General features: G+C 67.0%; 18 protein-coding genes. 2 read left to right on the top strand and 16 right to left on the bottom strand.

Annotated elements, in window-relative coordinates:
* Positions 1-34: 34 nt before the first annotated feature.
* The gene (locus tag AAFL97_RS14220) at positions 35-1,516 is read right to left on the bottom strand and encodes a flagellin N-terminal helical domain-containing protein (RefSeq protein ID WP_341645465.1); all 1,482 of its coding nucleotides are present in this window, start codon (positions 1,514-1,516) and stop codon (positions 35-37) included.
* A gap of 303 nt (positions 1,517-1,819) precedes the next feature.
* Here AAFL97_RS14220 and AAFL97_RS14215 point away from each other — a divergent pair, with 303 nt between their 5' ends.
* Positions 1,820-4,114, top strand: a complete 2,295-nt coding sequence (locus AAFL97_RS14215; protein ID WP_341645464.1) for a tetratricopeptide repeat protein — start codon at positions 1,820-1,822, stop codon at positions 4,112-4,114.
* A 54-nt stretch (positions 4,115-4,168) separates the two neighbouring features.
* On the opposite strand, the gene AAFL97_RS14210 is transcribed toward AAFL97_RS14215, so the two are convergent.
* The 12 genes from AAFL97_RS14210 to AAFL97_RS14155 all read right to left on the bottom strand — a co-directional run bounded on the left by AAFL97_RS14210 (position 4,169) and on the right by AAFL97_RS14155 (position 18,347).
* Complete coding sequence (locus tag AAFL97_RS14210) at positions 4,169-7,903, bottom strand: glycoside hydrolase family 99-like domain-containing protein (RefSeq protein WP_341645463.1); 3,735 nt, start codon at positions 7,901-7,903, stop codon at positions 4,169-4,171.
* Between the two features lie 32 nt (positions 7,904-7,935).
* Complete coding sequence (locus AAFL97_RS14205; protein ID WP_341645462.1) at positions 7,936-8,709, bottom strand: tetratricopeptide repeat protein; 774 nt, start codon at positions 8,707-8,709, stop codon at positions 7,936-7,938.
* A gap of 107 nt (positions 8,710-8,816) precedes the next feature.
* Complete coding sequence (locus AAFL97_RS14200; protein WP_341645461.1) at positions 8,817-9,740, bottom strand: glycosyltransferase family 2 protein; 924 nt, start codon at positions 9,738-9,740, stop codon at positions 8,817-8,819.
* Positions 9,727-10,443 (bottom strand): WbqC family protein, encoded by a 717-nt coding sequence (locus AAFL97_RS14195; protein ID WP_341645460.1) that lies wholly within the window; start codon positions 10,441-10,443, stop codon positions 9,727-9,729. Before AAFL97_RS14195 ends, AAFL97_RS14200 begins: the two co-directional genes overlap by 14 nt.
* An 11-nt stretch (positions 10,444-10,454) precedes the next feature.
* Positions 10,455-11,672 carry a DegT/DnrJ/EryC1/StrS family aminotransferase gene (locus AAFL97_RS14190; protein ID WP_341645459.1) on the bottom strand — a complete coding sequence of 406 codons (1,218 nt, stop codon included), beginning with the start codon at positions 11,670-11,672 and terminating at the stop codon, positions 10,455-10,457.
* Positions 11,669-12,871 carry a DegT/DnrJ/EryC1/StrS family aminotransferase gene (locus tag AAFL97_RS14185; RefSeq protein ID WP_341645458.1) on the bottom strand — a complete coding sequence of 401 codons (1,203 nt, stop codon included), beginning with the start codon at positions 12,869-12,871 and terminating at the stop codon, positions 11,669-11,671. Before AAFL97_RS14185 ends, AAFL97_RS14190 begins: the two co-directional genes overlap by 4 nt.
* Positions 12,868-13,692 (bottom strand): sulfotransferase, encoded by an 825-nt coding sequence (locus AAFL97_RS14180; RefSeq protein ID WP_341645457.1) that lies wholly within the window; start codon positions 13,690-13,692, stop codon positions 12,868-12,870. Before AAFL97_RS14180 ends, AAFL97_RS14185 begins: the two co-directional genes overlap by 4 nt.
* Complete coding sequence (locus AAFL97_RS14175) at positions 13,689-14,405, bottom strand: class I SAM-dependent methyltransferase (protein WP_341645456.1); 717 nt, start codon at positions 14,403-14,405, stop codon at positions 13,689-13,691. Before AAFL97_RS14175 ends, AAFL97_RS14180 begins: the two co-directional genes overlap by 4 nt.
* The gene (locus AAFL97_RS14170; protein ID WP_341645455.1) at positions 14,402-15,394 is read right to left on the bottom strand and encodes a hypothetical protein; all 993 of its coding nucleotides are present in this window, start codon (positions 15,392-15,394) and stop codon (positions 14,402-14,404) included. Before AAFL97_RS14170 ends, AAFL97_RS14175 begins: the two co-directional genes overlap by 4 nt.
* A 117-nt stretch (positions 15,395-15,511) precedes the next feature.
* A complete protein-coding gene (cysC, locus tag AAFL97_RS14165) occupies positions 15,512-16,114 on the bottom strand; it encodes an adenylyl-sulfate kinase (RefSeq protein WP_341645454.1) in 603 nt (200 codons plus the stop codon).
* 141 nt (positions 16,115-16,255) lie between these two features.
* Complete coding sequence (locus AAFL97_RS14160; protein WP_341645453.1) at positions 16,256-17,737, bottom strand: flagellin N-terminal helical domain-containing protein; 1,482 nt, start codon at positions 17,735-17,737, stop codon at positions 16,256-16,258.
* Between the two features lie 409 nt (positions 17,738-18,146).
* Positions 18,147-18,347, bottom strand: a complete 201-nt coding sequence (locus AAFL97_RS14155; protein ID WP_341645452.1) for a hypothetical protein — start codon at positions 18,345-18,347, stop codon at positions 18,147-18,149.
* Positions 18,348-18,521: 174 nt separating this feature from the next.
* On the opposite strand from AAFL97_RS14155, the gene AAFL97_RS14150 reads away from it, so the two are divergent.
* The gene (locus tag AAFL97_RS14150; RefSeq protein ID WP_341645451.1) at positions 18,522-18,965 is read left to right on the top strand and encodes a GrpB family protein; all 444 of its coding nucleotides are present in this window, start codon (positions 18,522-18,524) and stop codon (positions 18,963-18,965) included.
* Positions 18,966-19,064: 99 nt separating this feature from the next.
* Here the strand turns inward: AAFL97_RS14150 and AAFL97_RS14145 are convergent.
* From AAFL97_RS14145 to aceF, 3 genes are all read right to left on the bottom strand, one after another.
* Positions 19,065-20,425 (bottom strand): IS3 family transposase gene (locus tag AAFL97_RS14145; RefSeq protein WP_341645450.1). Its coding sequence is split into 2 segments (ribosomal slippage): positions 19,065-19,927 and positions 19,927-20,425, totalling 1,362 coding nucleotides; the frame shifts between segments, so codons are not numbered across the junction.
* 92 nt (positions 20,426-20,517) lie between these two features.
* Positions 20,518-22,593 (bottom strand): dihydrolipoyl dehydrogenase, encoded by a 2,076-nt coding sequence (gene lpdA / locus AAFL97_RS14140; RefSeq protein ID WP_341645449.1) that lies wholly within the window; start codon positions 22,591-22,593, stop codon positions 20,518-20,520.
* 10 nt (positions 22,594-22,603) lie between these two features.
* Positions 22,604-24,256, bottom strand: coding sequence for a dihydrolipoyllysine-residue acetyltransferase (gene aceF / locus AAFL97_RS14135; RefSeq protein WP_341645448.1), 1,653 nt, complete (start codon positions 24,254-24,256; stop codon positions 22,604-22,606).
* Between the last annotated feature and the right edge of the window lie 19 nt (positions 24,257-24,275).

Raw genomic sequence — 24,275 nt, 5'->3', positions numbered from 1 at the left:
CGCCGGGTGATGCTACACCGTCAGACTGCGGCTATCAGCGGAGCAGCGACAGCACGTTGTTGGGCAGGGCGTTGGCCTGCGACAGCATCGCGGTGCCGGCCTGCTGCAGGATCTGCGCGCGGGTCAGGTTGGCCGTTTCGGAAGCGAAGTCGGTGTCGCGGATGCGGCTGCGGGAGGCCGACATGTTTTCCGAAGTGGTCTGCAGGTTGGCGATCGTGGTCTCGAAGCGCGACTGCAGGGCGCCGTACTTGGCACGCTGGCTATTGACGGCCGCCAGGGCGGAGTCGACCAGCGCCAGGCTGCGTTGCGCCGAATCAACCGAGCTGACGTCGAGATCGGCCACCTTCTGCAACTGCCCGGAAGCATTCGCATTGTTGAAGAAGTCGGTGGTGTTGGCAGCTTCGATGCTGAAGGTGCGCTCCGAATCCAGGACCAGTTGGCCGGTGGCGACGGCGGTGGCGCCCGCGGCGGTACTCGTGCCGCCGATGGTTGCCGCTGCCGAGCCGCTCGCCGCGTTGGCGATGGTGATGTTCTCGCCGTTGGCGTTGAGCAGGGTGATGCCATCGCCGCCGTCATTGACACGGGCCGTCACGCCGGTCTTGGCCGACACATCGTTGAAGGCATTGACCGCGGCAGCCAGGCCGTCCTGGTCGATGGCGCTGCCGACCGTGAAGGACACGGTCACGGCGGTGGCGTTGTCCGACTTCACGTCGAACTTGTACGAGGTGTTGGCCGTCATGGCCATGACGTCGATTTCGGTCTTGGCGGAAGCCTTGACGCCGGTCTTGCCGGTTTCGGCATTGATCTGCTCGGCGGCCTTCTTGGCCGAGGCGCCTGCGGCAATGGTGACGGTGGCCGCGCCGGTCGCGCCGTTGATCGTGACGGCGCCACCAGTCACGCGGCTGGTGGCTGCGGCGTTCGAGCCGATCGCAAAGGCCGTGCTGCCTGAGGTCAGGTCGCCCTTGGCGCCGGCATCGGTGGCGACCTTGGAGCCGACACGGTAGTTGCCGTACTGGCTGGTGCTGAAGTTGGCCGAGGTGGCGGTGATGCTCTGGCCCGCGTTGGCGCCGACCTGGAACACGGCGGAGGTGAAGGAGCCGTCGAGCAGCTTCTGGCCGTTGAATTCGGTGGTCTTGGCGATGCGGTCGAGTTCGGCCGTCAGTTCGTTGACTTCGGCGTTCAGCGCCTTGCGGTCGGACGCCGAGTTGGTGGCGTTGGACGACTGCACGGCGAGTTGGCGGATGCGTTGCAGCACTTCGCCGGCGGACTCGAGCGCGCTTTCGGCGGTCTGGGCAAGCGAGATGCCGTCGTTGGCATTGCGGCGGGCCTGGTCGAGGCCGCGGATCTGGGCGGTGAAGCGTTCGGAGATGGCGAGGCCGGCGGCGTCGTCCTTGGCGCTGTTGATGCGCAGACCGGAAGACAGGCGCTGCAGCGAGGTGGCCAGCGAACCGCCGGAACCGTTCAGGTGACGTTGGGCATTCAGCGACTGAACGTTGGTGTTGATGACTTGCGACATGATTGTTCTCCGTCAGAGAAGTATCAAAAAGGTCCGGCGGTGTTTGGGTGAAAGCCGGTCGGTTCCAGGAGCCAGTCCGATAAACCGTTTTCCTGTGCTCTTGGCTCCATTAACGGCGGCAAGGTGCCGGACTTTAGGGGTTTTCTTGCCCGGAGGCGGCAATCATTGCCGCTGCTCGCTTGCCGTCGGGACGGGCCATGCCGGGGCGCATGTGGAGCACGGTAAGATGCGGCACCTTTCAAGCGTGGGCACTGCCTTGCCATGACCGGACACAGCTCTCTTTCGGCATCAGACCAAAGGATCTTGAGCGAAGCCGCCGCGCATTTCGCCGCCGGCCGCCACGCGCAGGCGGCGGAACTCGCCCGCGGGCTGTGCTTGCGGCATGCGGATTGCGGCCCTGCGCACAAGCTGCTCGGCAGCGCCCTGCACCTGCTGGGCGAGCATGGCGGGGCCGCGCGGGCACTGCGTCGCGCGGTGGAACTGCTGCCGCAGGACGGACAGGGCTGGAGCAACCTCGGCAATGCCCTGGCCGCTGCGGGCGAACGGGCGGATGCGATCGCCGCACACCGCCGGGCGGTGGAATTGCTGCCGGACGCGGCCACGCCGCGCTACAACCTGGCGTGCGCGCTGCTGGAGCAGGGCGAGCGCATCGAGGCGCTGGAGCAGTTCTGGCTGGCCTACGAGCGCGCGCCGCAGGACGCCGAGCTGGCCGGACTGTGCCGCGAACTGCTGGTCGAACTGGGCGATGCCGGGCTGAAGCAGGTGTTCTGCCGCCTGAACCTGCAGCATCTGCCGCAGGACACGGGGGCGCTGGCGATGCTGGGGGCGCTGCTGGTCGACGACCCGGCCGGCGACAAGGCCGAAGCCGAGCGCCTGCTGCGCGCCGCGCTTGCGCAGGCACCGGAGGATGCGCCGAGCTGGTCCAACCTGTGCGTGCTGCTGCAAGGCCAGGCGCGGCTGGCCGAGGCCATCGAGGCCGGCCAGCGCGCGGCGGCGCTGGCGCCGGAATGGGCGCTGGCGTTCAGCAACCTGGGAGCGGCCTTGCGCGACGCCGGCGCCTGGCCGGAGGCGAAGCAGTGTTTCAGGCAGGCATTGGCCAGTGACGGCGAATGCGTGGACGCCTGGTACAACCTGGGCTGCGTGTGCGTTGATCTCGGCGAGCACGAGGAAGCGCGGGCCGCGTTCGTCGAGGCCGTGTCGCGCTCGCCGCGCCCCGCCTGGCTGCTGCAGGGCGCCCATGCCTGCCGCCAGGTGGTGGACTGGGATGGCGCGGAGCTGATGGAAGCCGAACTGGCGCGCCAGCTGGCGGACGGCGCCCTGTCCACCGCCAGCGGCCATTGTCCTTCGCCTTTCGCCTGGCTGACGACGCCGGGCGCCACGGCCGAATCGCAGCTGCAGGTGGCGCGCAATTTCGCCGCACAGTTCGCCGGCCATGCTGCGCTGCCGGAGCGGGCGATGGCGGACAGAAGCGGGGCCGTGCTGCGGATCGGCCTGCTGTCGGCGGATTTTCGCGATCACGCCACCGCGCACCTGATGACCGGTGTGCTGGAAGCGCTGGATCCGGCGCGCTTCCGGTTGATCGCCTACGATTACGGCCCGCCCGAAGGCGAGGGCGACGTCTACCGGCAGCGCCTGCGCGCGGCGATCCCCGAATGGGTGCAGGTGGCGCCGATGTCCGACCTCGAAGCGGCACAGCGCATGCGCGCCGACGGTGTGGACGTCGCCATCGACCTCAAGGGCTGGACGCAGGGCTACCGCGCCGGCATCCTCGCCCATCGGCCGGCGCCGTTGCAGATGCAGTGGCTGGGCTTTCCCGGCACCATGGGCGCGCCCTGGCTGGACTACATCATTGCCGATGCGGTGGTGATTCCGCCCGGTGCCGAAGCCGGCTACAGCGAGCAGGTGCTTCGCCTGCCGGGCTGCTACCAGCCCAACGACCGTGGGCGCGAGGTCGGTGCCATGCCCGCCCGCGCCGCGCTCGGCCTGCCGGACGAGGCGGTGGTGCTGGCGGCTTTCCACCAGTATTACAAGATCACCCGCGACAGCTTTGCGCTATGGCTGCGCGTGCTGGCGCAATGCCCGCAGGCGGTGCTGTGGCTGCTGGACGGGCCGGACAGCGGCAAGGCGGTTTTCGTCCGCGAGGCGCAGGCTGCCGGCATCGATCCCGCCCGCCTGGCATGGGCGCCGCGGGTGGCGGCGGCGGAACACCTGGGGCGGCTGGGCCGGGCCGATCTGGCGCTGGATGCCTTTCCGGTGAACGCGCACACCACGGCCAGCGACGCCTTGTGGGCCGGCGTGCCGCAGTTGGCGCTGTGTGGCGACAGCTTCGTGTCGCGGGTGTCGGCCAGCATCGTCAGCGCGGCAGGCTTGTCGCAACTGGTGGCGGCAGATGCCGCCGGCTACGAGGCGCTGGTGCTGGAACTGGTCAGGGACGGCGCGCGGCGCGCGGCCTTGCGCGAGCAATTGCGTGAAACGCGCGAACGTGTGCCCTTGTTCGATGCCCTGGCGTTTGCCCGTCATTTCGGTACCGGGCTGGAGCTGGCCTGGGCGCGCCACCGGCAGGGGCTGCCGGCGGTGCATATCGATGCGCCGGGCTGACGGGCGCCGGGCTGACGGGTGCCTGGCTGATAGGGATCAGACCGGGCCGCCGTTTCAGCGCACCCAGGCGGCGAGCCATTCGGCACGCCGGGCATCGATCATCCAGCCGGTGCGCACCGCGTCGCGCAAGGCCGTGCCGAGGGCTTCGCGCTCGTCGCGGTCGGCGATCAGGCGGCGCAGCGCATTCAGCCACTGCTGGGGCGTGTTCGCCACCCGGACGACGGGCAGGCTGCCCTGGTAGGGCAGGATGTTGCTGCACACCACCGGGTAGCCGAGTGCGCCGTATTCCAGCAGCTTCAGGTTGCTCTTGGCCTCGTTGAAGGCATTGGCGGCGAGTGGGGCGACGGCGATGTCCAGGCGCAGCGCGGCCAGCGCGGCAGGGTAGGCTGCGATGGCAACCGGCGGATGGACTTCCCGCACCAGCGATTTCAGCGCCGGCGGGCAGAAGCCGAGGAATACCCAGTCCACCTGCGCGGCGGTGGCGCGGATGACTTCTTCGAGCAGCATCAGGTCGCCACGGTGGCTGGCGCTGCCGGCCCAGCCGATGCGCAGGCGCGGGCCTTCGTTCGGCTGTGCCCGTAGCGGTCCCCAGGCGTCGTCGTCGAGCAGATTGGGGGTGACCACCGTTTCCGCCGCATGGCGGCGATAGGCGGCGGCAAGCGCTTCGGTCGAAACCACCAGACGGTCGCACAGGCCGATGGCGCGGCTCATGCGTGCTTCGATGTCCGCCGGGAAACCCTTGCCGAGATCGTTGTCGGGCGAGATACGGGTGAGCAGATCGTCCACTTCGTAGATCAGCAGGCTTTGCGCATGGCGGCGGTAGGTTTGCAGCCAGTCCAGCCCGGTGTCGGTGAAGATGCGCTGGGTGAGCACGGTGTCGGGGGCCAGCGCGGCCAGATCCCAGGGGCCGAGGAAGCGGGTGCTGGCATTGCCGTGGATCTGGCCGGCACGGGCGAGGGCGCGCATCGGCCCGAGGATGCGCATCTCGCCGCATCCCTTGAGATCGGCCGGATGGGCGTAGATGCGGGGTATCGGGCGCCAGGGCAGCGGGTCGTGGGCCAGCGCGAGGTTGAACTGCAGTCGTGGCCGGACTCCCTCGTGGTTGAGCTGGCGGTTGGCGTAAGGGTCGGTGGGCAGTTCGCGCAGCCAGTCTTCGAGCAACGGAACGTCGGCGGCGTTGGGCGGGGCGAAAGGCCGGGGCGCGACGGCAGCGGGCGCGGCCAGCGTGGCGTGCGGCGTCCATAGTTGACGCAGCCCGCGCTGGTGCAGACGCAGGCACAGATCGATGGCGGCATGGGCCTGCGGGTAGCGCTCGGCGCGCAGGCCGCCGGCATCGAGGAAATGCGCGCGCGCCAGCATCATGCCGCGGCCGGAGACTGCGATGCAGTTCTGCTCCAGATGCAGTTCACCGCCGTTGCCGGTGTAGTTGGCCGACACGCCGAGATACGGGCTGCCGGCGACGCCGCTCTGGCCGAGCCGCACGATGCCTTCGCACAATCCGCCGTCGGGGGCGACGATGCGCGCGCCGACCGCGCCGATGCCCGGCCGCCGCGCATGGCTGGCGAGTGCCTGCAGCCAGCCGTCGTCGAGCGGCGCCAGGCCGCAGTCGAGCAGCAGCAGCAGCGGGGCGTCGGTGGCGGCGGCGAGCTGGTTGAACACCGCCGACGGGCCGCCGCCGGCGACGTCGATGATGCGGATGTTGGGCGAATCGAGCGCGGCGAGCTGGCCGAGGCAGTCGCGCAGTTCGGCGGACGCATCGGGAGCGCGCGGCAGCAGGATGGACAGCGGGAAGCCGTCGGTGCGTGCCAGCAGACCTTCGACGCTGCGCAGCACATCCGCCGGCGAGGCCGGCGGGCCGAGCAGCACGGCGACGGCGGGCAGGGGGCCGGCATGTTCGTAATGCACATGGCAGGCGTCGTCGACCAGGGCATGCTTGAGCGACGCGGCGTGGCCGAGGCGGGCCAGATGCAGGCCGAGCAGTTCGGCGCGGAACGCAAGCGGAATGCTGTCCTGGCCCTCAGGCCGGCTGAGGGCGATGCGCGGCAGGTGATGGGCTGCGGCGGGCGCTTCGAGCGCGCGCAGTACGGCGGCCAGCGCCAGCGCGTCGCAGGGCGAGGCGCCGATGTCCTGCAGCGCGCCGAGCAGGATTTCGCCGGAGGCGATCACCGCGCCGCCGACGTGCAGCGTGGAGCGCAGCCAGTCCGGGTTCAGGCCGGGCGCTAGCCAGGTGCGCAGCGGCTTGCCGTCCGCCGCGCGCGTGTCGCCGTCGGTGAGGATCAGCGGGCAGTCCGGGTGGTCGAGCAGATGCTGGGCGGCGAACAGCAGTGCGTCTTCGGCGAGGATGTCGCCGCCGATGAGCACGGTGTGGCGATCCGCCGTGCTGGCCGAGATCAGTTCGGCCACTGCCTGGCCGGCCTGTTCCGGCGCGATGGTGTGCCAGCAGAGGCGGGACGAGGCGATCTGCGGCGAAGGCCGGACCGACAGCACGTCGAGTTGCCAGTGCTCGTAGAGCTGGCCGGAGATGGCGTTCAGCGAGCGTGACAGGGCTTCGTCAGCGCAGCGGGTGGCATCGAGCACGAGATGGATGCGCGGCGGCGCGGTACCGGCGAGGCGTTCGTCGTGCAGCGGCGCGATGGCCTTGCCGATGCGCTGCGCGGCGAGGTGCTTGAGGTAGTGCTGACGGATGGCGAAGCCGTGGTGTACCAGCGGATCGGTCAGCGGCGGCGGCTTGACGGTGTCCGGTGCTGCGGCCTTGTCGAGTGCGCGGCGGGTGGCTTCGAGCCAGGCGCGACCGAACTTCTGGTCGGGCTCGAGGTGGTTGCCTTCCGCCCATTCGTTCCAGGCGTTGATGAACACGAGTTGCTGGCTCTGCGGACGATCCGCGACGAGGCGAAGGTTTTCCGCGAGCCAGTGTTCGTAGGCCTCGGGCGTGCTGTCGGCAATGATGAAGGCGTTCTTCTTGCGCCGTGCCGAGTTGTCCCAGGATGGCGTGACGCCGGGAAAGCGCAGGTGAGGTACTTCGGGGCGGGCGAGCTGGGCTTCGACCATGTTGCTGTAGTCGATGACGAAATGCTCGTCCGGCAGTACGGCGCTCGGATGCTCGTCGTCGATCGCCTTCCAGTCGGGCTGGAAATCCACCGAGGCGTCGAAGCCGAGCGCGTGCGGATCGTCGCGCTCGTTGAAGAAGTTTTCCACCCGGCAGATGAACAGTTCGCCGATGCCGGCCTTGCGCGCCTCGTTGCGCCAGATGGCCAGCGAACGTCCGGGGTCGGGCAGGTGGCGGGCGCGGTAGATCAGCATCAGCGGCTTGCCGTCGACGCGGATGTAGCGCGGATCGCGGAAGAAGGGGATCAGATACTGGATGTGGGCGCGGTCGTCATCGTCGTTGTAGTGCTGGGCGATCAGCACTTCCTGTTCGGCGCCGTCCCAGCGTCGCGTCCAGTTCTCGTTGGCCCAGCACAGGCAGAAGGGAAAGTCAGGCTCGCCGGAGGCGAGGATTTCCTCGACCGGGCGTTCCAGCAGAAGTTTGCCGTTGAACCAGTAGTGGTAGTAGCAGAAACCGTGGATGCCGTATTCGCGGGCCAGCTCCGCCTGCGCGGCGCGCGCCTCGGGCAGGCGCAGGTCGTAGAAACCCAGGTCGGCCGGCAACTGCGGCTGGTGGTGGCCGGGAAAGCGCGGCGTGGCACGGGCGACGTTGGTCCATTCGGTGAAGCCCTTGCCCCACCAGGCGTCGTTTTCCGGGATGGGGTGGAACTGGGGGAGGTGGAAGGCGATGAGTCTGGGGGGCATGGGCGGTTCTCAGCGCGGTTTGCGCATCACGATCAGGGTTGGTGCGGGGCGCTGCCGGAGACCAGGGCGGAATGGCGTACTTCTCCATGCACTTTCTCGCGCAGTTCCCCTATTTCGGTGCGCAGCCGGCTGTTTTCCGCCTGTAGTGCTGCGAACTGGCTGCGCAGCGTGGCGTGCTCGTCCAGTGCCTTCCTCGTCTCGGCGTCGGGGGCGCGCAGATCGGCCAGGAGACGGGCCCAGGCGATGGAGCTGAGCGCCGGCGCTATGCCCAGCAGCTCGCGCAACAGGGCGTAGTCCTCGCGACCGGCCTGCCCGGAGCGCAGAGTGGGACTCAGGGTGGCGAGCGCGTCCTCGTACTGTTGAGCGATGCTCTGCACCAGTGCCAGATTGCGGCGCACGGTAGTGGAGGCGGGATCGCGGTCGAGCGCCATGCCGAAGAGTGCGATGGCTGTGTCGGTATCGTTCTGGCGGACGGCAAGGCAGGCAAGGTTGTGGTAGGCGTCGGACAAGGGGGTTTCGGCCAGTACCAGCGCGGTGAGCAGTTCGGCAGCCTCGGCGAGCCGGTCCTGGGCGATGAGTTCGCGGGCCTGCTCGAGCTGCTGCCGGTCTTGTTCGGTGGCGATGCTGTCGGCGGCGGTAGCCTCGGTGCCCTCGTCCGTCGTGGAAGGCGTGGTGGTGGTACTGTCCTCGATGGCCGATGTGCCGCCGAGTGCGGCGAGCCGGCGGTTGAGCGGCAGCGCCGGCTCGACTTGCCAGCAGCTGGCACCCGGCAGGCGGTGGGCCAGGAGCGGATGCGGTTGCTGCATGAAGCCCAGTGTCCGCGATCCTTGTTCCAGCTTGGCCCAGGATACCGCGATCAGTTCGCGGATTTCGGCGCGGGACTGGTTCTGGCCCGGATGGATGCGGAAGCGGCTCAGGGGGTGGGCGATGTAGGGACCGCTTCGCCCTGCGACAGCAGGTTGTGCCAGGCGGCGATGTCGCCGACCACACGGATGTCGTCGTGGCCGTCGAAGGCGGCGTAGTGCGGTTGAATCCAGGCGAGATCGGCGCGGCGGAACATGACCGTGGTGGGTTCGCCGATGAAGTTGGTTTGGAGTGCGATCACCGCGCCGGCCAGTGCATCGCCCTGGAACACGCAGTCGTGGTCGGCGAGCGGCTCGGTGTGGTGGTCGTCGGGCAGGGGCTGGCCGTCGCCGTCGATGCGCTGCCGGCGCGAGAACACCAAGCTTGCGCCGGGATTGAGGCGAAAGGCTTCGACCATGCGTTCGACGCAATCGGGCTCGAGCAGATCGTCGTCGCAGAGGAATTTGACGAAGTCGCCGCGGGCGCGCTCCAGGCATTGGGTGAAGTTGGCGCGGCCGCCGATGTTGACTGCGTTGCTGACCCAGTCGATGGCACAGTCGGAGGACGCGTACGCAGCGGCGATGTCGCCCAGCACGTCGCCGCCGCTGTCGTCGCAGACCAGGATCTGGAGCCGCGGATAGGTCTGCGCCAGTGCGCTGTTCAGGCAGGCGACGAAGTGTTCGGGCTTGAAGGCCGGAATGGCGATCGTCACCAGCGGCATCTCATCGGCGGCCAGGCGGTGGTCGGGAGCGCGCAGCTTCAGTCCGCCATCGCCGATGACAGCTTCGGCGAAGCCGGCATAGCGGGCGTGTTCGGCAAGCCTGTGGCTGGTATCGGCGCCGTCCGGCAGCGCGATATGCAGCTCGTCACCCACGTGCAGCGCGCGGCGGAAACCGCGAAGTATGCGGAGCTGCTCGGCGACGCTCTTGCCGGCGAGCACCTTGTCGTAGTCGATGTTCTGCGCCACGGTGTTGGCAGTGTCAGAGTTGGTCATGGAGAGTGGCTCCGGATCGTTGCTTGTGCAGGTAGGTGCCGACGTCGTCGGGGCTGCACCACATCAGCACGTCGAGGATGGACAAGTGTGCCTCGAAGACATAGGGCGAGCAGTCGTAGCGCAAGATGTTCAGCTCGGTGAAATCGAGTTCGATGCCGGCGGTCGCCCATTCCTCGGGGCGGAACAGGGCGCGACCGCCGGGTGGATTGAGATAGGCGTCGGCGCCGAGCTGGGCGGCGATGCACAGCGCCCACTGCCCGGCATGCTCGATGCCGTCGAGCGCCAGGCCGAGCTGTGAGCAGCGTTCGGGCACGAAGGCGATGGACAGCCGTTCGGCGACGGCGCTGAGGCTGGCCAGGCTGAAGCCGACCAGGGTGTCGTCGCCGGCTCGGGCGAAGGCGTCGCGCACCAGATCGGTCACGAAACGGAAATGGGGCGCGTGCCGGTGGTAGTGCTGCAATTGCGCCAGCAGCCGGCGTTCGGCTTCGGCGGGATCGGCGAGGCGGATTGCCGACAGCGCGGTGCCGTGCGGAGCCTTGGCCACCGGGATGGAGAAGTATTGCCAGCCGGCGCTGGGGTGCAGGATGCGGTTGCGGTTCATCCAACTGCGCCGGTTGTATTGCACGACATCGAATGCCACCCAGCGGTCGACCCGTGCCATCAGCTCGAAATAGCCGATGTAGGGGAAGGGGTAGGGTTGCATGATGCCGAGCTTCATCCGGTGCGCGCTTCGGTGTGGCTGGCCTGGCGCAGGCGGGGGGCGATGCTGCCGCCTTCGGCGAGGGCGAGCTCGATCAGGTCGCAGATGCGGTGGGCCGCTTCGGCGTCGACGCGGGGGCCGAGTGGAATCTGCATCACATTGCGGCACAGCGCCTCGGTGACGGGCAGGGCGGGCGGGTCGGGCTGTTCGGCATAGGGCGACAGCCGGTGTACGCCAGGGGAGAAGTAGCGCCGCGCGAGCACGTTTTCGGCGTGCAGCAGTGTGATCAGCTCGTCGCGCGTAAGCGCTGCCGCAGGGCTGATTTCCAGCACCGCATACTGGTAGTTGTGCGCTTCGCCATCGGGGAAGTCGTACAGGCGGATGTCCGGCCAGGTGGCGGCACGCTGACGGTAAACGTCGAAAATGCGCCGGTTGCGGCCGCGGTGGCGGTCGAAATGCCGCAAGGACAGCAAGGCCATTGCGGCTTGCGCCTCGCTCATCTTGCCATTGATGCGCAGGCCGACGTTGGCGAAGGTTTCTGCCTGATGGAAGTTGCGGATGGTGCGCGCGCGGGAGGCGACTTCGTCGTCGTCGGTGGTGAGGCAGCCGCCTTCCGCGCCGCTGATGATCTTGGTGGCGTGGAAGGAGAAGGCCTCGATGCGACCGAGGCCACCGATCGGGCGGCCTGCATGGCCGCAGCCGAAGGCGTGGGCCGCATCGTAGAAAAGCTGCAGGCCGTGGTCGTCGCACAGCGCCTGCAGGCCGACCGGGTCGCAGGGGTGACCCCACAGGTGGACGCCGAGTACGGCGCAACTGTGCGGGCTGATTCGCGCCGCTACCGTCGTGGCCGAAAGCGTGTGAGTGGTGGGATCGACGTCGGCAAAGACCGGCTTCAGCCCGGCCCAGCTCAGCGCCTGCACGGTGCCGGGAAAGGTGAAGGCGGGGACGATGACTTCGCCGGCGAGGCGCAGCGTGAGTGCGGCGATCGCGAGTGCCACCGTACCGTTGGTGATGCAGATGGCGTGGCGCACGCCAAGCGTGCGGGCGACGGCGGTTTCCAGTTCGGCCACCAGTGGGCCGTGGTTGGTGTAGTAGCCGCGCTGGAAAATGTCGGCGAACATCGCCTCGAATTCGTCCCAGGGTGGCAGGTTGATCTGGCCGACCGGGAGCTCTTCGGCGAAGCTGGGCGTGCCGCCGAAGCAGGCGAACTGGGTGAGATGGGTTTTCTTCATTTCAGTCCCTTGCCCGCGGCGAGCGCGGCGCGGATCGCCTCTCCGTGGGTGGCGACGAAGCGAACCAGTTCTGCCAGCCGCTCGATGTCGCCAGCGCCCACCGATTCGCCGGTCGGCATCTGGACGATGCAGGTCGAAAGTGCCTCGGCAACCGGTAGCGGCGGGTGATGGGGGTCGTCTTGCAGGTGCAGCGGCGGCGAGTAGTAGGGCCGCGCCAAGGCGCCTTCCGCGCGCAGGATGGCGACCAGGGTATCGCGCGATACCGGCCAGTCCGGCGCCAGTCGCAGTAGCGGAAATTCTGCGTTGCTGGCGTCCTGTCGTGGATAGGCGATCCAGGACAGGCCGGCGATGCCGGCGAAGGCATCGCGGTAGCGTTGGAGCCGCTGATGGTTGCGGGCGATGACTCGCGGGAGGTCATCGAGCGCGGCGAGTGCGCTGGCGGCGTGCACTTCGTTGAGCTTGGCATTGAGGCCGAGGGTGTCGATCGAGGATTCACCGGTGTAGCCAAAGTTGCGCTTGCGCCGCAGTAGCGCGGCGAGTTCGTCGTCGTCGGTGGTGATGTAGCCGCCCTCGAAGCCATTGAGGAGTTTGGTGGCATGCAGGCTGAAGACTTCGGCCAGGCCGAAGCCGCCGATCGGCCTGCCTTGGTGGCTGGCGCCCAGTCCATGAACGGCGTCGAACAGCAGCGCCAGCTCGCGTTCGGCACAAAGGGCGGACAGCGCTTCGATTGGGCAGGGGCTGTTGGCCTGATGCACGCCGAGCACCATCAGGGTGTCGTCGCGCAGTGCGGCGGCAACGCTGGCGGCGGTCAGGGTATGGGTGCCGGAGTCGATGTCGCAGAAGCGCGGCGTCTGTCCCGCCCAGCGCACGATGTGCGGCAAACCGGTATAGGTGAAGGTCGGGATGACGACGCTGCCCTTGCGCCCGGCGGCGATGCTTTCGATCAGTGCGATCAGCGCCAGTCCGGCGTTGGCGTAGGCGATGCAGTGGCCGACCGCGTGCAGGCTTGCGAGGCGGGCTTCGAGTTCTTGCGCCAGTGGCCCGTTGTTGGAGAGGCGGCGGCGCTCGAACGCGCCTTTCATCAGCGCGAAGAAGCGTTGCGGGTCGGGTTTGGCGAGCTGGCCGATGGGGCGGACGCGCTCGAACAGGGGCGCGCCGCCGAACAGGGCAAGATCGGCGAGCTGGCGTTTGTCGGTCATGGGCGGGGAGCGTGAGAAACCAGGAAGCCGGCGAGTGGCGTGCCTTCGAGTTCGGCAGCGATGGTCTGGGCGATGGCCGGGGCCAGTGTTTCCGTCCAGCGCGAGGCGACGCTCGGGTGCTTGAACACTGCGCGGGGATGCTCGGTGTGTCGGCTCTGCGATTCGCGCAGGAAAGCCTCGGTCTGTGGATGCAGGTCCAGCTCGAGTGCGTCGAAGCTGCGGCTGACGCAGGCGAGTGGTGCTTGTACCCATTGTTCGTACTGCACCAGATGGAAACGGCCAGGGTGGCGACGGGCAAGGTCGAGGTAGAGTGTAGCGACTGTTTTCCAGTCGTCGAAGCCCCAGTATTCGCCGATGGCCGTCTTGCGGCAGCGTCCACTGCGCCATTCGGTCGCCGGATCGGCGTCGGCCGGAAATTCCAGCGGGTTGCTGAGCCAGGAGTGGATGGCGGCACGTGGATCGCGCACGATGCCGACGACCTGAGCGTGGGGAAGGAGTTCGAGCAGGCGCGGCAGCAGGTGGTGATAGCGGGTGGATTTGATCGCCAGCACCGGGGGTGCAGCCTCGCGTTCGGCGAAGCAGGGCACCAGGGTGTCGCGGCGAAGATATTCCTGGTCGAGATACTCGCTGCGGGTGTCGTAGGTGGCTTGCAGCAGGGTCGTCCATTCGGCGGCGTTGCTGTGCTCGTCCAGGGCGTCCTTGAAATCGTAGGAGAACAGCGGGCAGAGCTTGTAGCGCACCGAGGGGTGCGAGGCGAAGATCTGGCCGATCCAGTTGGTGCCTGAGCGGGGCATGCCCGCGATCCAGATGATCTTGTTCATCGGCTGTTCTCTTCCAGCGGGGTCAGGATTGCGTCGAAGCGGTAGTGGGCGGCATGAAAGTCGGCGGGCATGGATTGCGTGCGGCAGCGCCAGCCGCTGCGGCGGGCGAGTTCGGTGAAGCCTTGCGCGCTGTGCCAGACACCGGTTGGGGTGAGCGGCGAGTCGAGTTCTTCGGCGTCTGGCAGCTTCGCACCGAAGAAGGCGGCTGCCCGGTCGCGGTCGGGAATGTTGCCGATCACGACGCGGCGTAGCGTCGGGCAGAGCCGGCGCAAGGCGGCGAGCAGTTCGGCGGCGCGTCCGGCGGAGAAATATTGCAGCGAGCCGTAGCAGACCGCCTTGGTGAAATCGCTGCGGCATTGGGGTGATTCGAGATAGCTGACTGCTTCGGCAAGCACGAAGCGGTCGGGCTCGCCTTCGCCGAAGCGGCTGCGGGCGATGTCGATCAAGCAGGGAGAGGCGTCGACGCCAATACCGTTGGCGCAGGCGGCGAACCAGTGGTGCGTTAGTGCGCCATTGCCGCAGCAGAGGTCGAGCAGAACGTCGGAGGCGTTGAGTTCCAGCATCGCCTGGACGTTTTCCAGGATCATGTCGATCTGCGCAGCGGACAGCGGTTTGCCATGCACCGTGCGCTTGACTTGGCCCCATAGATCGTCCGGGGCGCAACTGCGGGCATGGGCGTCGTAGCTGTCGTTTTCCGGCACGAACTGCGTCATGGCCTGCCTTCGCTGTTGTCGGGCTGGCTCGACTGCAGCCAGGCCAGGATGGCCGTTTGCTTCTCCGCAGCCAGTGGCGGCAGCTCGGCGCTTGCCGCTGTCCTGGCTGCCGTGGCGGGTGGGAACATGGCATCGCGGTCGAAATGACTGCGCGCCACGATGCGGTTGCCTTCGGCATAGCGGGAGCGGATGGCTTGCCGTGTGGCGGGCGTATGTAGCGGTGCGTCTTCGAGCCCCAGTTCCTCGGCGTGTGCCGACAGATGGATGAGTCGCTTGTGATGGCGGCGCTTGGCCATGGTGGGCAGCGGCAAGCGGTTGATGATGCGCTGGAACTCCAGCAGATCGCGCACCAGGCGCCGGTTGGGGCGATCAGGGGCGTAGTGCAGATCCGGATCGGCGAGTTCGAGCAGGGCGACGAAGTCTCGCCGGATGTCGAAATCGTCGTCGTCGTCCGGATAGATGCGCGGCACGATCCGATCCTCGCCGAAGACCGCTGTCCAGCCGGAGAGGCGGGCATGGTAGTCCCACAGGCTGTCGTAGTCGGCAATGCTTTGGCTGAAATCGGCACTGTAGCCGAGCGCCTTCACCAACTGGTTGTACCAGGACTCGATCGCGTCTTCCTGGCGCCGGATATAGACCACGACCGCAATCTGTTCGGGCCTATGACCGAGGGTGTCCAGCATCCTACGTACGGCTTCGGGATCGCTCAGCCAGTAGAAGTTTTCGCTGCTCAGCAGCAGCTTGCGAAGCGCAGGCTGGGCCTGGAATTCGGTTTGTATGGCGGCGAGCAGTTCGCCGAGGGACGCCGGCTGAGAGCTTGCCCATTCAGGATAGCCGCCGGCGGTGAGGAAGGCGAGGTCGTGGTGGGCATGGCCGCGTTCGATCGAGCCGGGGTAAAGCAGCCCGGCAGCGGCAAGGCGGGCACGGTTGTCACCGAGAAAACACTGGAGTCCCGTGGAGCCGGTCTTGGGCGCACCGATGTGAAGCACGCAGCTTGCGGTTCTGATCGTGCTCCGGTGGTCGTGGACGGGTTTCGGCATCGAGATCTGGCGGTGTTCATCGTGGCGGGAAGCGCCGGCGGCGAGATGGCGCGCATGCCGACTAGATTACCGGATTAGCAGCTTGCGTGCGTGCAGCAGGGAGAGTAAGGCCTGGGTGCAACTGGTGATATCCCGCCGCGAGGTGTCCAGCGTCAGTTCCGGTTGCTGTGGCGGCTCATAGGGGGACGATATGCCGGTGAATTCCTGGATCTTGTCCGGCCAGGGCCAGTTTGTACAGCCCTTTGGGATCGCGCTCGATGCAGGTTTCGATTTCGCACCGGCAATAGATTTCGATGAATTCGCCTTCCGCCACGCTGGCGCGAACGCGATCCCGGTCAGCTCGGTGGGGGAGATGAAGGCGGTGATCACGATCAGGCCGGCATCCATCATCAGCCTGGCCACTTCGCCGATGCGGCGGATGTTCTCTTGCCGGTCCTGGCGGGAAAAGCCCAGGTCGCCGCACAGGCCCTGGCGCACGTTGTCGCCGTCGAGGACATAGCTGCGGTGGCCGCTGGCATGGAGCGCCTGCTCCAGCGCGCAAGCGAGGGTGGATTTGCCCGCGCCGGAAAGGCCGGTCAGCCAGATGATGGCTGAGGCGTGGCCGTTCTGGCGGGCACGAGCCTGGCGATCGACGAGGGGCGAATGGAAGGTGGTGTGGTCCGATTTCATCTTGCGGGCGACGGCGGCTGGGTACTTGAAACCTTGAGGGGCCGCGGGCCGCACGCACGTGGCATACGGTGATGCGGCACCGTTGAAGGTGCCATATCACTGCTCAGGCGGGAGCAAGGTGTTTTCTTCTGCTTTCTGATTTTAGCCCTGCAGCAACTGCAACACCTGCTGCGGCAGCGCATTTGCCTGCGTGAGCATCGCGGTGCCGGCCTGTTGCAGGATCTGCGCACGGGTCAGGTTGGCGGTTTCGGCGGCGAAATCGGTGTCGCGGATGCGGGAGCGTGCCGCCGACAGGTTTTCCGCCGAGATCTGCAGGTTGGAGATCGTCGTTTCGAAGCGGGCCTGGAGGGCGCCGAACTTGGCGCGCTGGCCGTTGATGGCGGACAGCGCGGCGTCGGCGATTGCCAGCGTGCGCTGGGCCGAATCGACCGAGCTGATGTCGAGGTCGCTGACCTTCTGCAATTGCGCGGCGGCGTTGACGTTATTGAAGAAATCCGTGGTGTTGCTGGCGTCGACGCTGAAGGATCTGTCCGAATCGAGCACCAGTTGGCCGGTGCCGATCGCGGTGCTGCCGGGAGCGGTCGAGGTGCCGCCGATGGTGGCCGCGGCCGAGCCGGAGGCGGCGTTGGCGATGGTGATGTTCTCGCCGAACGAGTTCAGCAAGGTGATGCCGTCGCCGCTGTCGTTGACCCGCGCCGTGACGCCGGTCTTGGCGGACACGTCGTTGAAGGCGTTGATCGCAGCGGCCAAGCCGTCGTTGTCTTCGGCGCCGATCGTGAAGGAGATGGTGACGGGCGTACTGTTGTCCGAACTGAGGTCGAATTTGTAGCTGGTGTTCGGGGCACTGAAGTCGATGTCGAATTCGGTCTTGGCCGAGGCGGTGACGCCGGTGGTGCCGTGCTCGGTATTGATGAGCTGTACCGCGGTCTTGGCCGAGGCGCCGGCTGGAATGGCCACGGTGGCGGCGCCGCTGGCGCCGTTGATGGTCAGCGTGCTGCCGACGACGCGGTTGGTGGGGCCGGCCGAGGAGCCGAGCGCGAACGGGGTGCTGCCCGGGGTGAGGTCGCCCTTTGCGCCGCTGTTGGCGGCCTCCAGCGAGCCGATGCGGTAGCCGCCATACTGGTTGGTGCTGAAGTTGGCGGTGGTGGCCGAGATCATCTGGCCGGCATTGGCGCCCACCTGGAAGGTGGCGGTGGTGAAGGAGCCGTCGAGCAGTTTGCGGCCGTTGAACTCGGTGGTCTTGGCGATGCGGTCGAGTTCGGCGGTGAGTTCGTTGACTTCGGCGTTGAGTGCCTGGCGATCCGACGGCGAGTTGGTGGCGTTGGACGACTGCACGGCGAGTTGGCGGATGCGCTGCAGCACTTCGCTGGCCGACTCGAGTGCGCCTTCGGCGGTCTGCGCCAGCGAGATGCCGTCGTTGGCATTGCGGCGGGCCTGGTTCTGGCCGTTGATCTGAGCGCTCATGCGCTCCGAGATCGCCAGGCCCGCGGCATCGTCCTTGGCGCTGTTGATGCGCAGGCCGGATGACAGTCGTTGCAGCGAGGTGGAGAGCGAACCTTGCGAGATGTTCAGGTTGCGCTGCGAGTTGAGCGAAGGAATGTTGGTATTGATGACCTGTGCCATTTTGAATCTCCCGGATGTCCGATTCGAAGTGGGCTCGGGTCATGTCCTGTGGGCACTGTTGCCGGCGCCCGAGCTCTCTGGACGTCCTACAGCGAGATGCGTGCCAGGTGCGTTATTGCGTGGAGCCAGGTGCGTTATTGCGTGGATATTCCCTCTTTGCTCATTGGATTGCCGGTGCCTGCCTGCTGTCTGCCGGCAAACTTTGCCTGTTTTGCCGGTGTCGGCGGGCTTTTTTGCCACTTTGCATACGGAGTCTGGCGATGGGCCCTGCCTGGTATTTCGCCGGGTCAGCTCAAGGCCGCGTTGGACGGCATCTTCAGTCCGCGTTGCGAAACACCTTCTGCCACGGGATCGAAACGCCGAGCTCGTGCAGTACCAGCGGCTGTTCGGTTTCGATGTCCTGGAGTGATCACCGTTGGTTGCCGGCGAGGCGGTAGTATTCGATGCGGCGCAGGTCGGGGTCGATGAGGACGAATTCCTTCAGCGAGGCGATGCGGCGGTAGGCGGCGAACTTCTCGCCGCGCACGAACTCGTGCTTGTCGGGCTGCCCGGCTTCCCATTGCAGGTAGTCTTCGGCGGTGAAGGGCGTGGTGGGCTGGGGCGGGGCCACGGTGCGTGTTCGGGCAGTGAGCCGGTTCGGGATTATAGTGCCGTCCATGAGCCATCAGCCCCGCCATGTCGAGCGTGCGCTACATGAGCGCGTCCGGATCGTGCCCTACGATCCTGCCTGGCCAGCGTCGTTCCTGCCGAGGCGGCTCATCTGCGTCGATTGCTGCCGGCGGAGTTGATCGGCCGCATCGAGCATTTCGGCAGCACCGCGGTGCCGGGGCTGGCGGCGAAGCCGGTCGTCGACATGTTGCTGGAAGTGCGTTCGATGGCGAGCCTTGCGCAGCACATCGTGCCGGTCCTGAAGCGTGAAGGCTATGAGTTCTTCTGGCGGGGGCGGACGAACGGGCTACCGGGCATCGGCTATGCGTGGTTCATCAAGCGCGATGCGGCGGGGCGCCGTACGCACCACATCCATTGCCTCGAGCCGGCTTCGCCGGAGTGGGAGCGCTTGCTGTTCCGCGATCACCTGCGTGCCCATCCCGACGTGGCAGCGGCATACGGCGAACTGAAGCGGCGGATTGCCGATGAGCATCCCGACGACCGTGTCGCCTATGCGAAGGCGAAGACCGATTTCATCGCGGGGGTGATGCGGGCGGCGCGAAGAGAGGCGGGCAACTGAGCCGTCCGCGGCGCAGTCTGCATCCATCTGAAGGCCGGGCGGCACCAAAAGGAAACCCGCCTCGCGTGAACTGACCCCAAGAAGTTGGACAGTTATAAGCTAGACGGCCAAGGCCTGAGTTCGGTACTGCACCGGGCTCAGGCCTTTTAATTTGGTCTTGATACGGTCGTGATTGTAGTAGTGGATGTATTGTCGGATGCCGGCCTGTAGCTGCTCGATGCTGTCAAAGCAGTTCAGGTGGAAGAACTCTGACTTCAACGTACCGAAGAAACTCTCCATGGCGGCGTTGTCCAGGCAGTTGCCCTTGCGCGACATGCTTTGGATCAGGCCGCGTGCGGCGAGCTGGCGCCGATAGGCGGACATCTGATACTGCCATCCTTGGTCGGAGTGCAATAGCGGCGCCTCCTTGCCGGCCAGCTTGGCCAAGGCCTTGTTGAGCATGTTGGCCACCAGCGAGAAGTACGGCCGTTTTTGCATCGCATAGGACACGATTTCCCCGTTGTAGAGATCCATCACGGGCGAGAGGTACAGCTTCTGGCCACGCACATTGAACTCGGTCACGTCGGTCACCCACTTCTGGTGGGGCCGTTCGGCCTGGAACTGGCGCGCCAGAATGTTGGGCACCTGGGCCTGCGGCCCCCTGTAGGAACGGTATTTCTTGGGGCGCACCAGCGACTTCAGCCCCAGCGCCCGCATCAGGCGCTGCACCGCCTTGTGATTGATCACCGCGCCGGCCTGGCGCAGCGCCGCCGTGATGCGCCGGTAGCCATAACGCCCCTTGTGACGCTCGTAGAGGGCGCGAATACGCGATTTCAGATCAGCCTGCCGGTCGCCAGCCTGCTGCGCCTTCACCTGGTAGTAGAACGTGCTGCGCGATAGCCCCGCCGCCCTCAACAACATCGCCAGATCGTGGCCTTGCCTCAGTTCAAGCACTACCCGCGCTTTTTCTGCGCGGCCTGCTCTTTGGCCTGACGCAAGGCCCTCAATTTTTTTAGGTACGCCACCTCCGCGCGCAGATACTCGTTCTCTTTGCGCAACTGCTCGAGCGTGCGCGTATCTTCGGACTTCGATGGCAAGGGCTCTGGGGTCTCGGGTATCGTCATCTTCTTCGGCCGGCCGCGAAGCTTGGGATGCAGTGCTTGCAGCCCGCCCTCATCATACTGGCGTTCCCAAGCTCTGATGACCCCCACGCCGCCCCGGATGTCGAACATCGCAACCGCTTGGCGAACCGACAACCCTTCCCGCCGCATCCGCTGCAGCACCGACAATTTGAACTGCGCACTGTAGTGGCTGAACTTCTTGCTCAAGCCCTCCTGCCCGTGGTGCTCGTAGCTCTTGACCCAGCGCCTGACCGTCCCATGGTCCAGACCGTACTCATGAGCCAACGCCTTGAAACCCCGATCACCCAGTTCGTAGCTCTGCACCACCCTCAGCTTGAATTGCTCATCGTACTTCGCCATGTAAAACACCCCAAAAGTTGGATCGGTGTCCAACTCTTGGGGTGCAGTTCACGCGGGCGGGTTTCCGGTGACGGCCGAGTGCAGCCCGATGCTTATTTCTTGCGCATCGGCGGCAGGTCGGTGCAGCTGCCGTGGGCGACTTCGGCAGCCATGCCCACCGTTTCGCCCAAGGTGGGGTGCGGGTGGATGGTCTTGCCGATGTCGACCGCGTCGGCGCCCATTTCGATCGCCAGGCAGACTTCGCCGATCATGTCGCCGGCCGAGGGGCCGACGATGGTGCCGCCGATGACACGATGCGTTTCGGCGTCGAAGATCAGCTTGGTGAAGCCGTAGTCGGCGCCGTTGGCGATCGCGCGGCCGCTGGCGGCCCACGGGAACTTGGCGGTTTCGACCTTCTTGCCTTCGGCCTTGGCCTGCGCCTCGGTGTAGCCGACCCAGGCCACTTCCGGATGGGTGTAGGCCACGCCCGGGATCACCGTGGCGTCGAAGGCGGCCTTGTGGCCGGCGGCGACTTCGGCGGCGACGTGGGCTTCATGCACGGCCTTGTGGGCGAGCATGGGCTGGCCGACGATGTCGCCGATGGCGAAGATGTGCGGCACGTTGGTGCGCATCTGCGCATCCACCGGGATGAAGCCGCGTTCGCCGACGATGACGCCCGCCTTGTCGGCGCTGATCTTGTTGCCGTTGGGCGAACGGCCGGCCGACTGCAGCACCATGTCGTACTTGACCGGCTCGGCCGGTGCGCCGTCGCCTTCGAACTTGACGTAGATGCCGTCGTCCCTGGCTTCGACCGCAACCGTCTTGGTCTTGAGCATGATCTTGTCGAAGCGGTGGGCGTTCTGCTTCTCCCACACCTTGACCGCATCGCGGTCCGGGCCCTGCATCAGGCCGTCCAGCATTTCGACGACGTCGAGACGCGTGCCCAGCGTGGAATACACCGTGGCCATTTCCAGGCCGATGATGCCGCCGCCGATGACCAGCATCTTGCCCGGCACCTGGCGCAGTTCCAGCGCGCCGGTCGAATCGACGATGCGCGGGTCCTTCGGGATGAAGGGCAGGTGCACCGCGGCGGAGCCGGCGGCGATGATGCAGTTCTTGAACTTGACGACCTTCTTGGCGCCGGTGGTGTCCCAGCCGCTGCCGGTGGTTTCCTCGACTTCGATGTGGTGCGGGTCGAGGAAGTTGCCGTAGCCGCGGATGACGTCGACCTTGCGTGCCTTGGCCATGCCGGCGAGGCCGCCGGTGAGCCTGCCGATGACGCCGTCCTTGTGCTTGCGCAGCGCGTCGACGTCCACCGAGGGCTTGGCGAAGCTGACGCCGGCGGTGCTGACATGCTCGGCTTCCTCGATGACCGCGGCGACGTGCAGCAGCGCCTTGGACGGGATGCAGCCGACGTTCAGGCACACGCCGCCCAGCGTGGCGTAGCGCTCGATGATCGCGGTCTTGAGGCCGAGGTCGGCGGCGCGGAAGGCCGCCGAGTAGCCGCCGGGACCGGCGCCGAGCACGACCATGTCGTATTCGGCGTCGGCGCTGCCGCTGTGGCTGGCGGCTGCCGGAGCGGCAACCGGTGCCGCTGCGGCCGCAGCCGGGGCCGGCGCGGCAGCGGCGCTGGCGCCGGCTGCCTCGACCTTGATCAGCACGGTGCCCTGGCTGACCTTGTCGCCGAGGCTGACCAGGACTTCCTTGACCACGCCGGCGGCGGAGGACGGCACGTCCATGGTTGCCTTGTCGGACTCGAGCGTGGCGATGGCGTCGTCGACCTTGATGGTGTCGCCGGCCTTGACGAACAGCTCGATGACCGGCACGTCGGAGAAGTCGCCGATGTCGGGCACGGCGACTTCGACCACACCGCCACCGGTTGCCGGGGCTGCAGCGGCCGGGGCAGGTGCCGGCGCGGATGCGGCCGGTGCGGGTGCTGCAGCCGCAGCACCTGCGGCCTCGACCTTGATCAGCACCACGCCTTCGGACACCTTGTCGCCGATGGCGATGAGGATTTCCTTGACCACGCCGGCCGTGCTCGAGGGCACGTCCATGGTGGCCTTGTCGGATTCCAGCGTGCAGATCGCGTCGTCCACGTTGATGGTGTCGCCGACCTTGACGAACAGCTCGATGACCGGCACGTCGGAGAAGTCGCCGATGTCCGGAACTTTTACTTCCACTAGACTCATGGCGGTCTCCTTACAGCATCACGCGGCGGAAGTCCGCCAGCAGTTGCGCGAGGTACACATTGAAGCGGGTCGCCAGGGCGCCGTCGATGACGCGGTGGTCGGCGGTCAGCGACATCGGCAGGGTCAGGCGCGGCGCGAACTGCTTGCCGTCCCACACCGGCTTCAGCACCGACTTGTTGACGCCGAGGATGGCGACTTCGGGCGCATTGACGATCGGCGCGAAGTAGGTGCCGCCGATGCCGCCGAGCGACGAGATCGTGAAGCAGGCGCCGGACATGTCGGCCGGCTTGAGCTTGCCGTCGCGGGCGAGCTTGGCCAGGTTGCCGGATTCGGCGGCGATCTCGAACACGCTCTTCTTGTCGGCGTCCTTGATCACCGGAACGACCAGGCCGTTGGGCGTGTCGGCGGCGAAGGCGATGTTGAAGTACTTCTTGTAGACCAGGTTGTCGCCGTCGAGCGAGGTGTTGAACTCGGGGAATTCCTGCAGCGCGCGCACCGAGGCCTTGATGATGAAGGCGAGCATGGTGAGCTTCTTGCCGGATTTCTCGTGCTCCTTGTTCATCGCCACCCGGAAGGCTTCCAGGTCGGTGATGTCGGCGTCCTCGTGGTAGGTCACCGCCGGGATCATCACCCAGTTGCGGGCGAGGTTCTGGCCGGAGATCTTCTTGATGCGGGACAGCGGCTTGACCTCGACTTCGCCGAACTTGGCGAAATCGACCTTCGGCCACGGCAGCAGGTCGAGCCCGCCGCCCAGCGAGGCGCCGGCTGCGGCGGCCGGGGTCTTGCCCGGAACCGTGCCGCTGCTCATCGCACCCTTGACGAAGGCGGTGACGTCTTCCTTGACGATGCGGCCTTTGGGACCGGTGGCCTTGACCTGGGCGAGATCGACGCCGAGCTCGCGGGCGTAGGCGCGCACCGAGGGGCTGGCGTGAACCTTGCCGCCGAGCGTGACCGCGGACGCTGCGGCCGGCGAAGCAGCCGGCGCCGGGGCGCTGGCCGCCGGGGCAGGCGCGGCTGCGGCCGGAGCCGGCGCGGCGGCAGGAGCGGGCGCAGCTGCAGCAGCCGGGGCGGCAGCTGCGCTTGCGCCGGCTGCCTCGACCTTGATCAGCAGGCTGCCCTGGCTGACCTTGTCGCCGAGGCTGACGAGCACTTCCTTGACCACGCCGGCGGCGGAGGACGGCACGTCCATGGTTGCCTTGTCGGACTCGAGCGTGGCGATGGCGTCGTCGACCTTGATGGTGTCGCCGGCCTTGACGAACAGCTCGATGACCGGCACGTCGGAGAAGTCGCCGATGTCGGGCACGACGACGTCGACCACACTGCCGCCGGCGGCCGGTGCCGCCGCCGCCGGGGCCGCTGCCGGAGCGGCAGCGGGTGCCGGCGCCGAGGCGGCAGCCGGAGCGGGGGCCGCAGCAGCGGCGCCGGCGGCTTCGACCTTGATCAGCACGCTGCCTTCGGACACCTTGTCGCCGAGGCTGATCAGCACTTCCTTGACCACGCCGGCGGCCGACGAGGGCACGTCCATCGTGGCCTTGTCGGATTCGAGCGTGGCGATGGCGTCATCGACGGCGATGGTATCGCCGACTTTGACGAACAGCTCGATGACCGGCACGTCGGAGAAGTCGCCGATGTCCGGAACCTTCACTTCAATGAGTTGGCTCATGTTCTTGTCTCCTTGCTCG

Source organism: Thauera sp. SDU_THAU2 (assembly GCF_038260575.1).
Taxonomy (GTDB): Bacteria; Pseudomonadota; Gammaproteobacteria; order Burkholderiales; family Rhodocyclaceae; genus Thauera.
Note: the sequence above shows the minus strand (reverse complement) of the source record. Positions and strands in the feature narration are given on the sequence as shown.

Bases quoted from the DNA above. Each gene is read 5' to 3' on its own strand.
- AAFL97_RS14220 (WP_341645465.1), bottom strand. From the start codon at position 1,516: ATGTCGCAAGTCATCAACACCAACGTTCAGTCGCTGAATGCCCAACGT.
- AAFL97_RS14210 (WP_341645463.1), bottom strand. From the start codon at position 7,903: ATGCCCCCCAGACTCATCGCCTTCCACCTCCCCCAGTTCCACCCCATC.
- AAFL97_RS14205 (WP_341645462.1), bottom strand. From the start codon at position 8,709: ATGCAGCAACCGCATCCGCTCCTGGCCCACCGCCTGCCGGGTGCCAGC.
- AAFL97_RS14200 (WP_341645461.1), bottom strand. From the start codon at position 9,740: ATGACCAACTCTGACACTGCCAACACCGTGGCGCAGAACATCGACTAC.
- AAFL97_RS14195 (WP_341645460.1), bottom strand. From the start codon at position 10,443: ATGCAACCCTACCCCTTCCCCTACATCGGCTATTTCGAGCTGATGGCA.
- AAFL97_RS14190 (WP_341645459.1), bottom strand. From the start codon at position 11,672: ATGAAGAAAACCCATCTCACCCAGTTCGCCTGCTTCGGCGGCACGCCC.
- AAFL97_RS14185 (WP_341645458.1), bottom strand. From the start codon at position 12,871: ATGACCGACAAACGCCAGCTCGCCGATCTTGCCCTGTTCGGCGGCGCG.
- AAFL97_RS14180 (WP_341645457.1), bottom strand. From the start codon at position 13,692: ATGAACAAGATCATCTGGATCGCGGGCATGCCCCGCTCAGGCACCAAC.
- AAFL97_RS14175 (WP_341645456.1), bottom strand. From the start codon at position 14,405: ATGACGCAGTTCGTGCCGGAAAACGACAGCTACGACGCCCATGCCCGC.
- cysC (WP_341645454.1), bottom strand. From the start codon at position 16,114: ATGAAATCGGACCACACCACCTTCCATTCGCCCCTCGTCGATCGCCAG.
- AAFL97_RS14160 (WP_341645453.1), bottom strand. From the start codon at position 17,737: ATGGCACAGGTCATCAATACCAACATTCCTTCGCTCAACTCGCAGCGC.
- lpdA (WP_341645449.1), bottom strand. From the start codon at position 22,593: ATGAGTCTAGTGGAAGTAAAAGTTCCGGACATCGGCGACTTCTCCGAC.
- aceF (WP_341645448.1), bottom strand. From the start codon at position 24,256: ATGAGCCAACTCATTGAAGTGAAGGTTCCGGACATCGGCGACTTCTCC.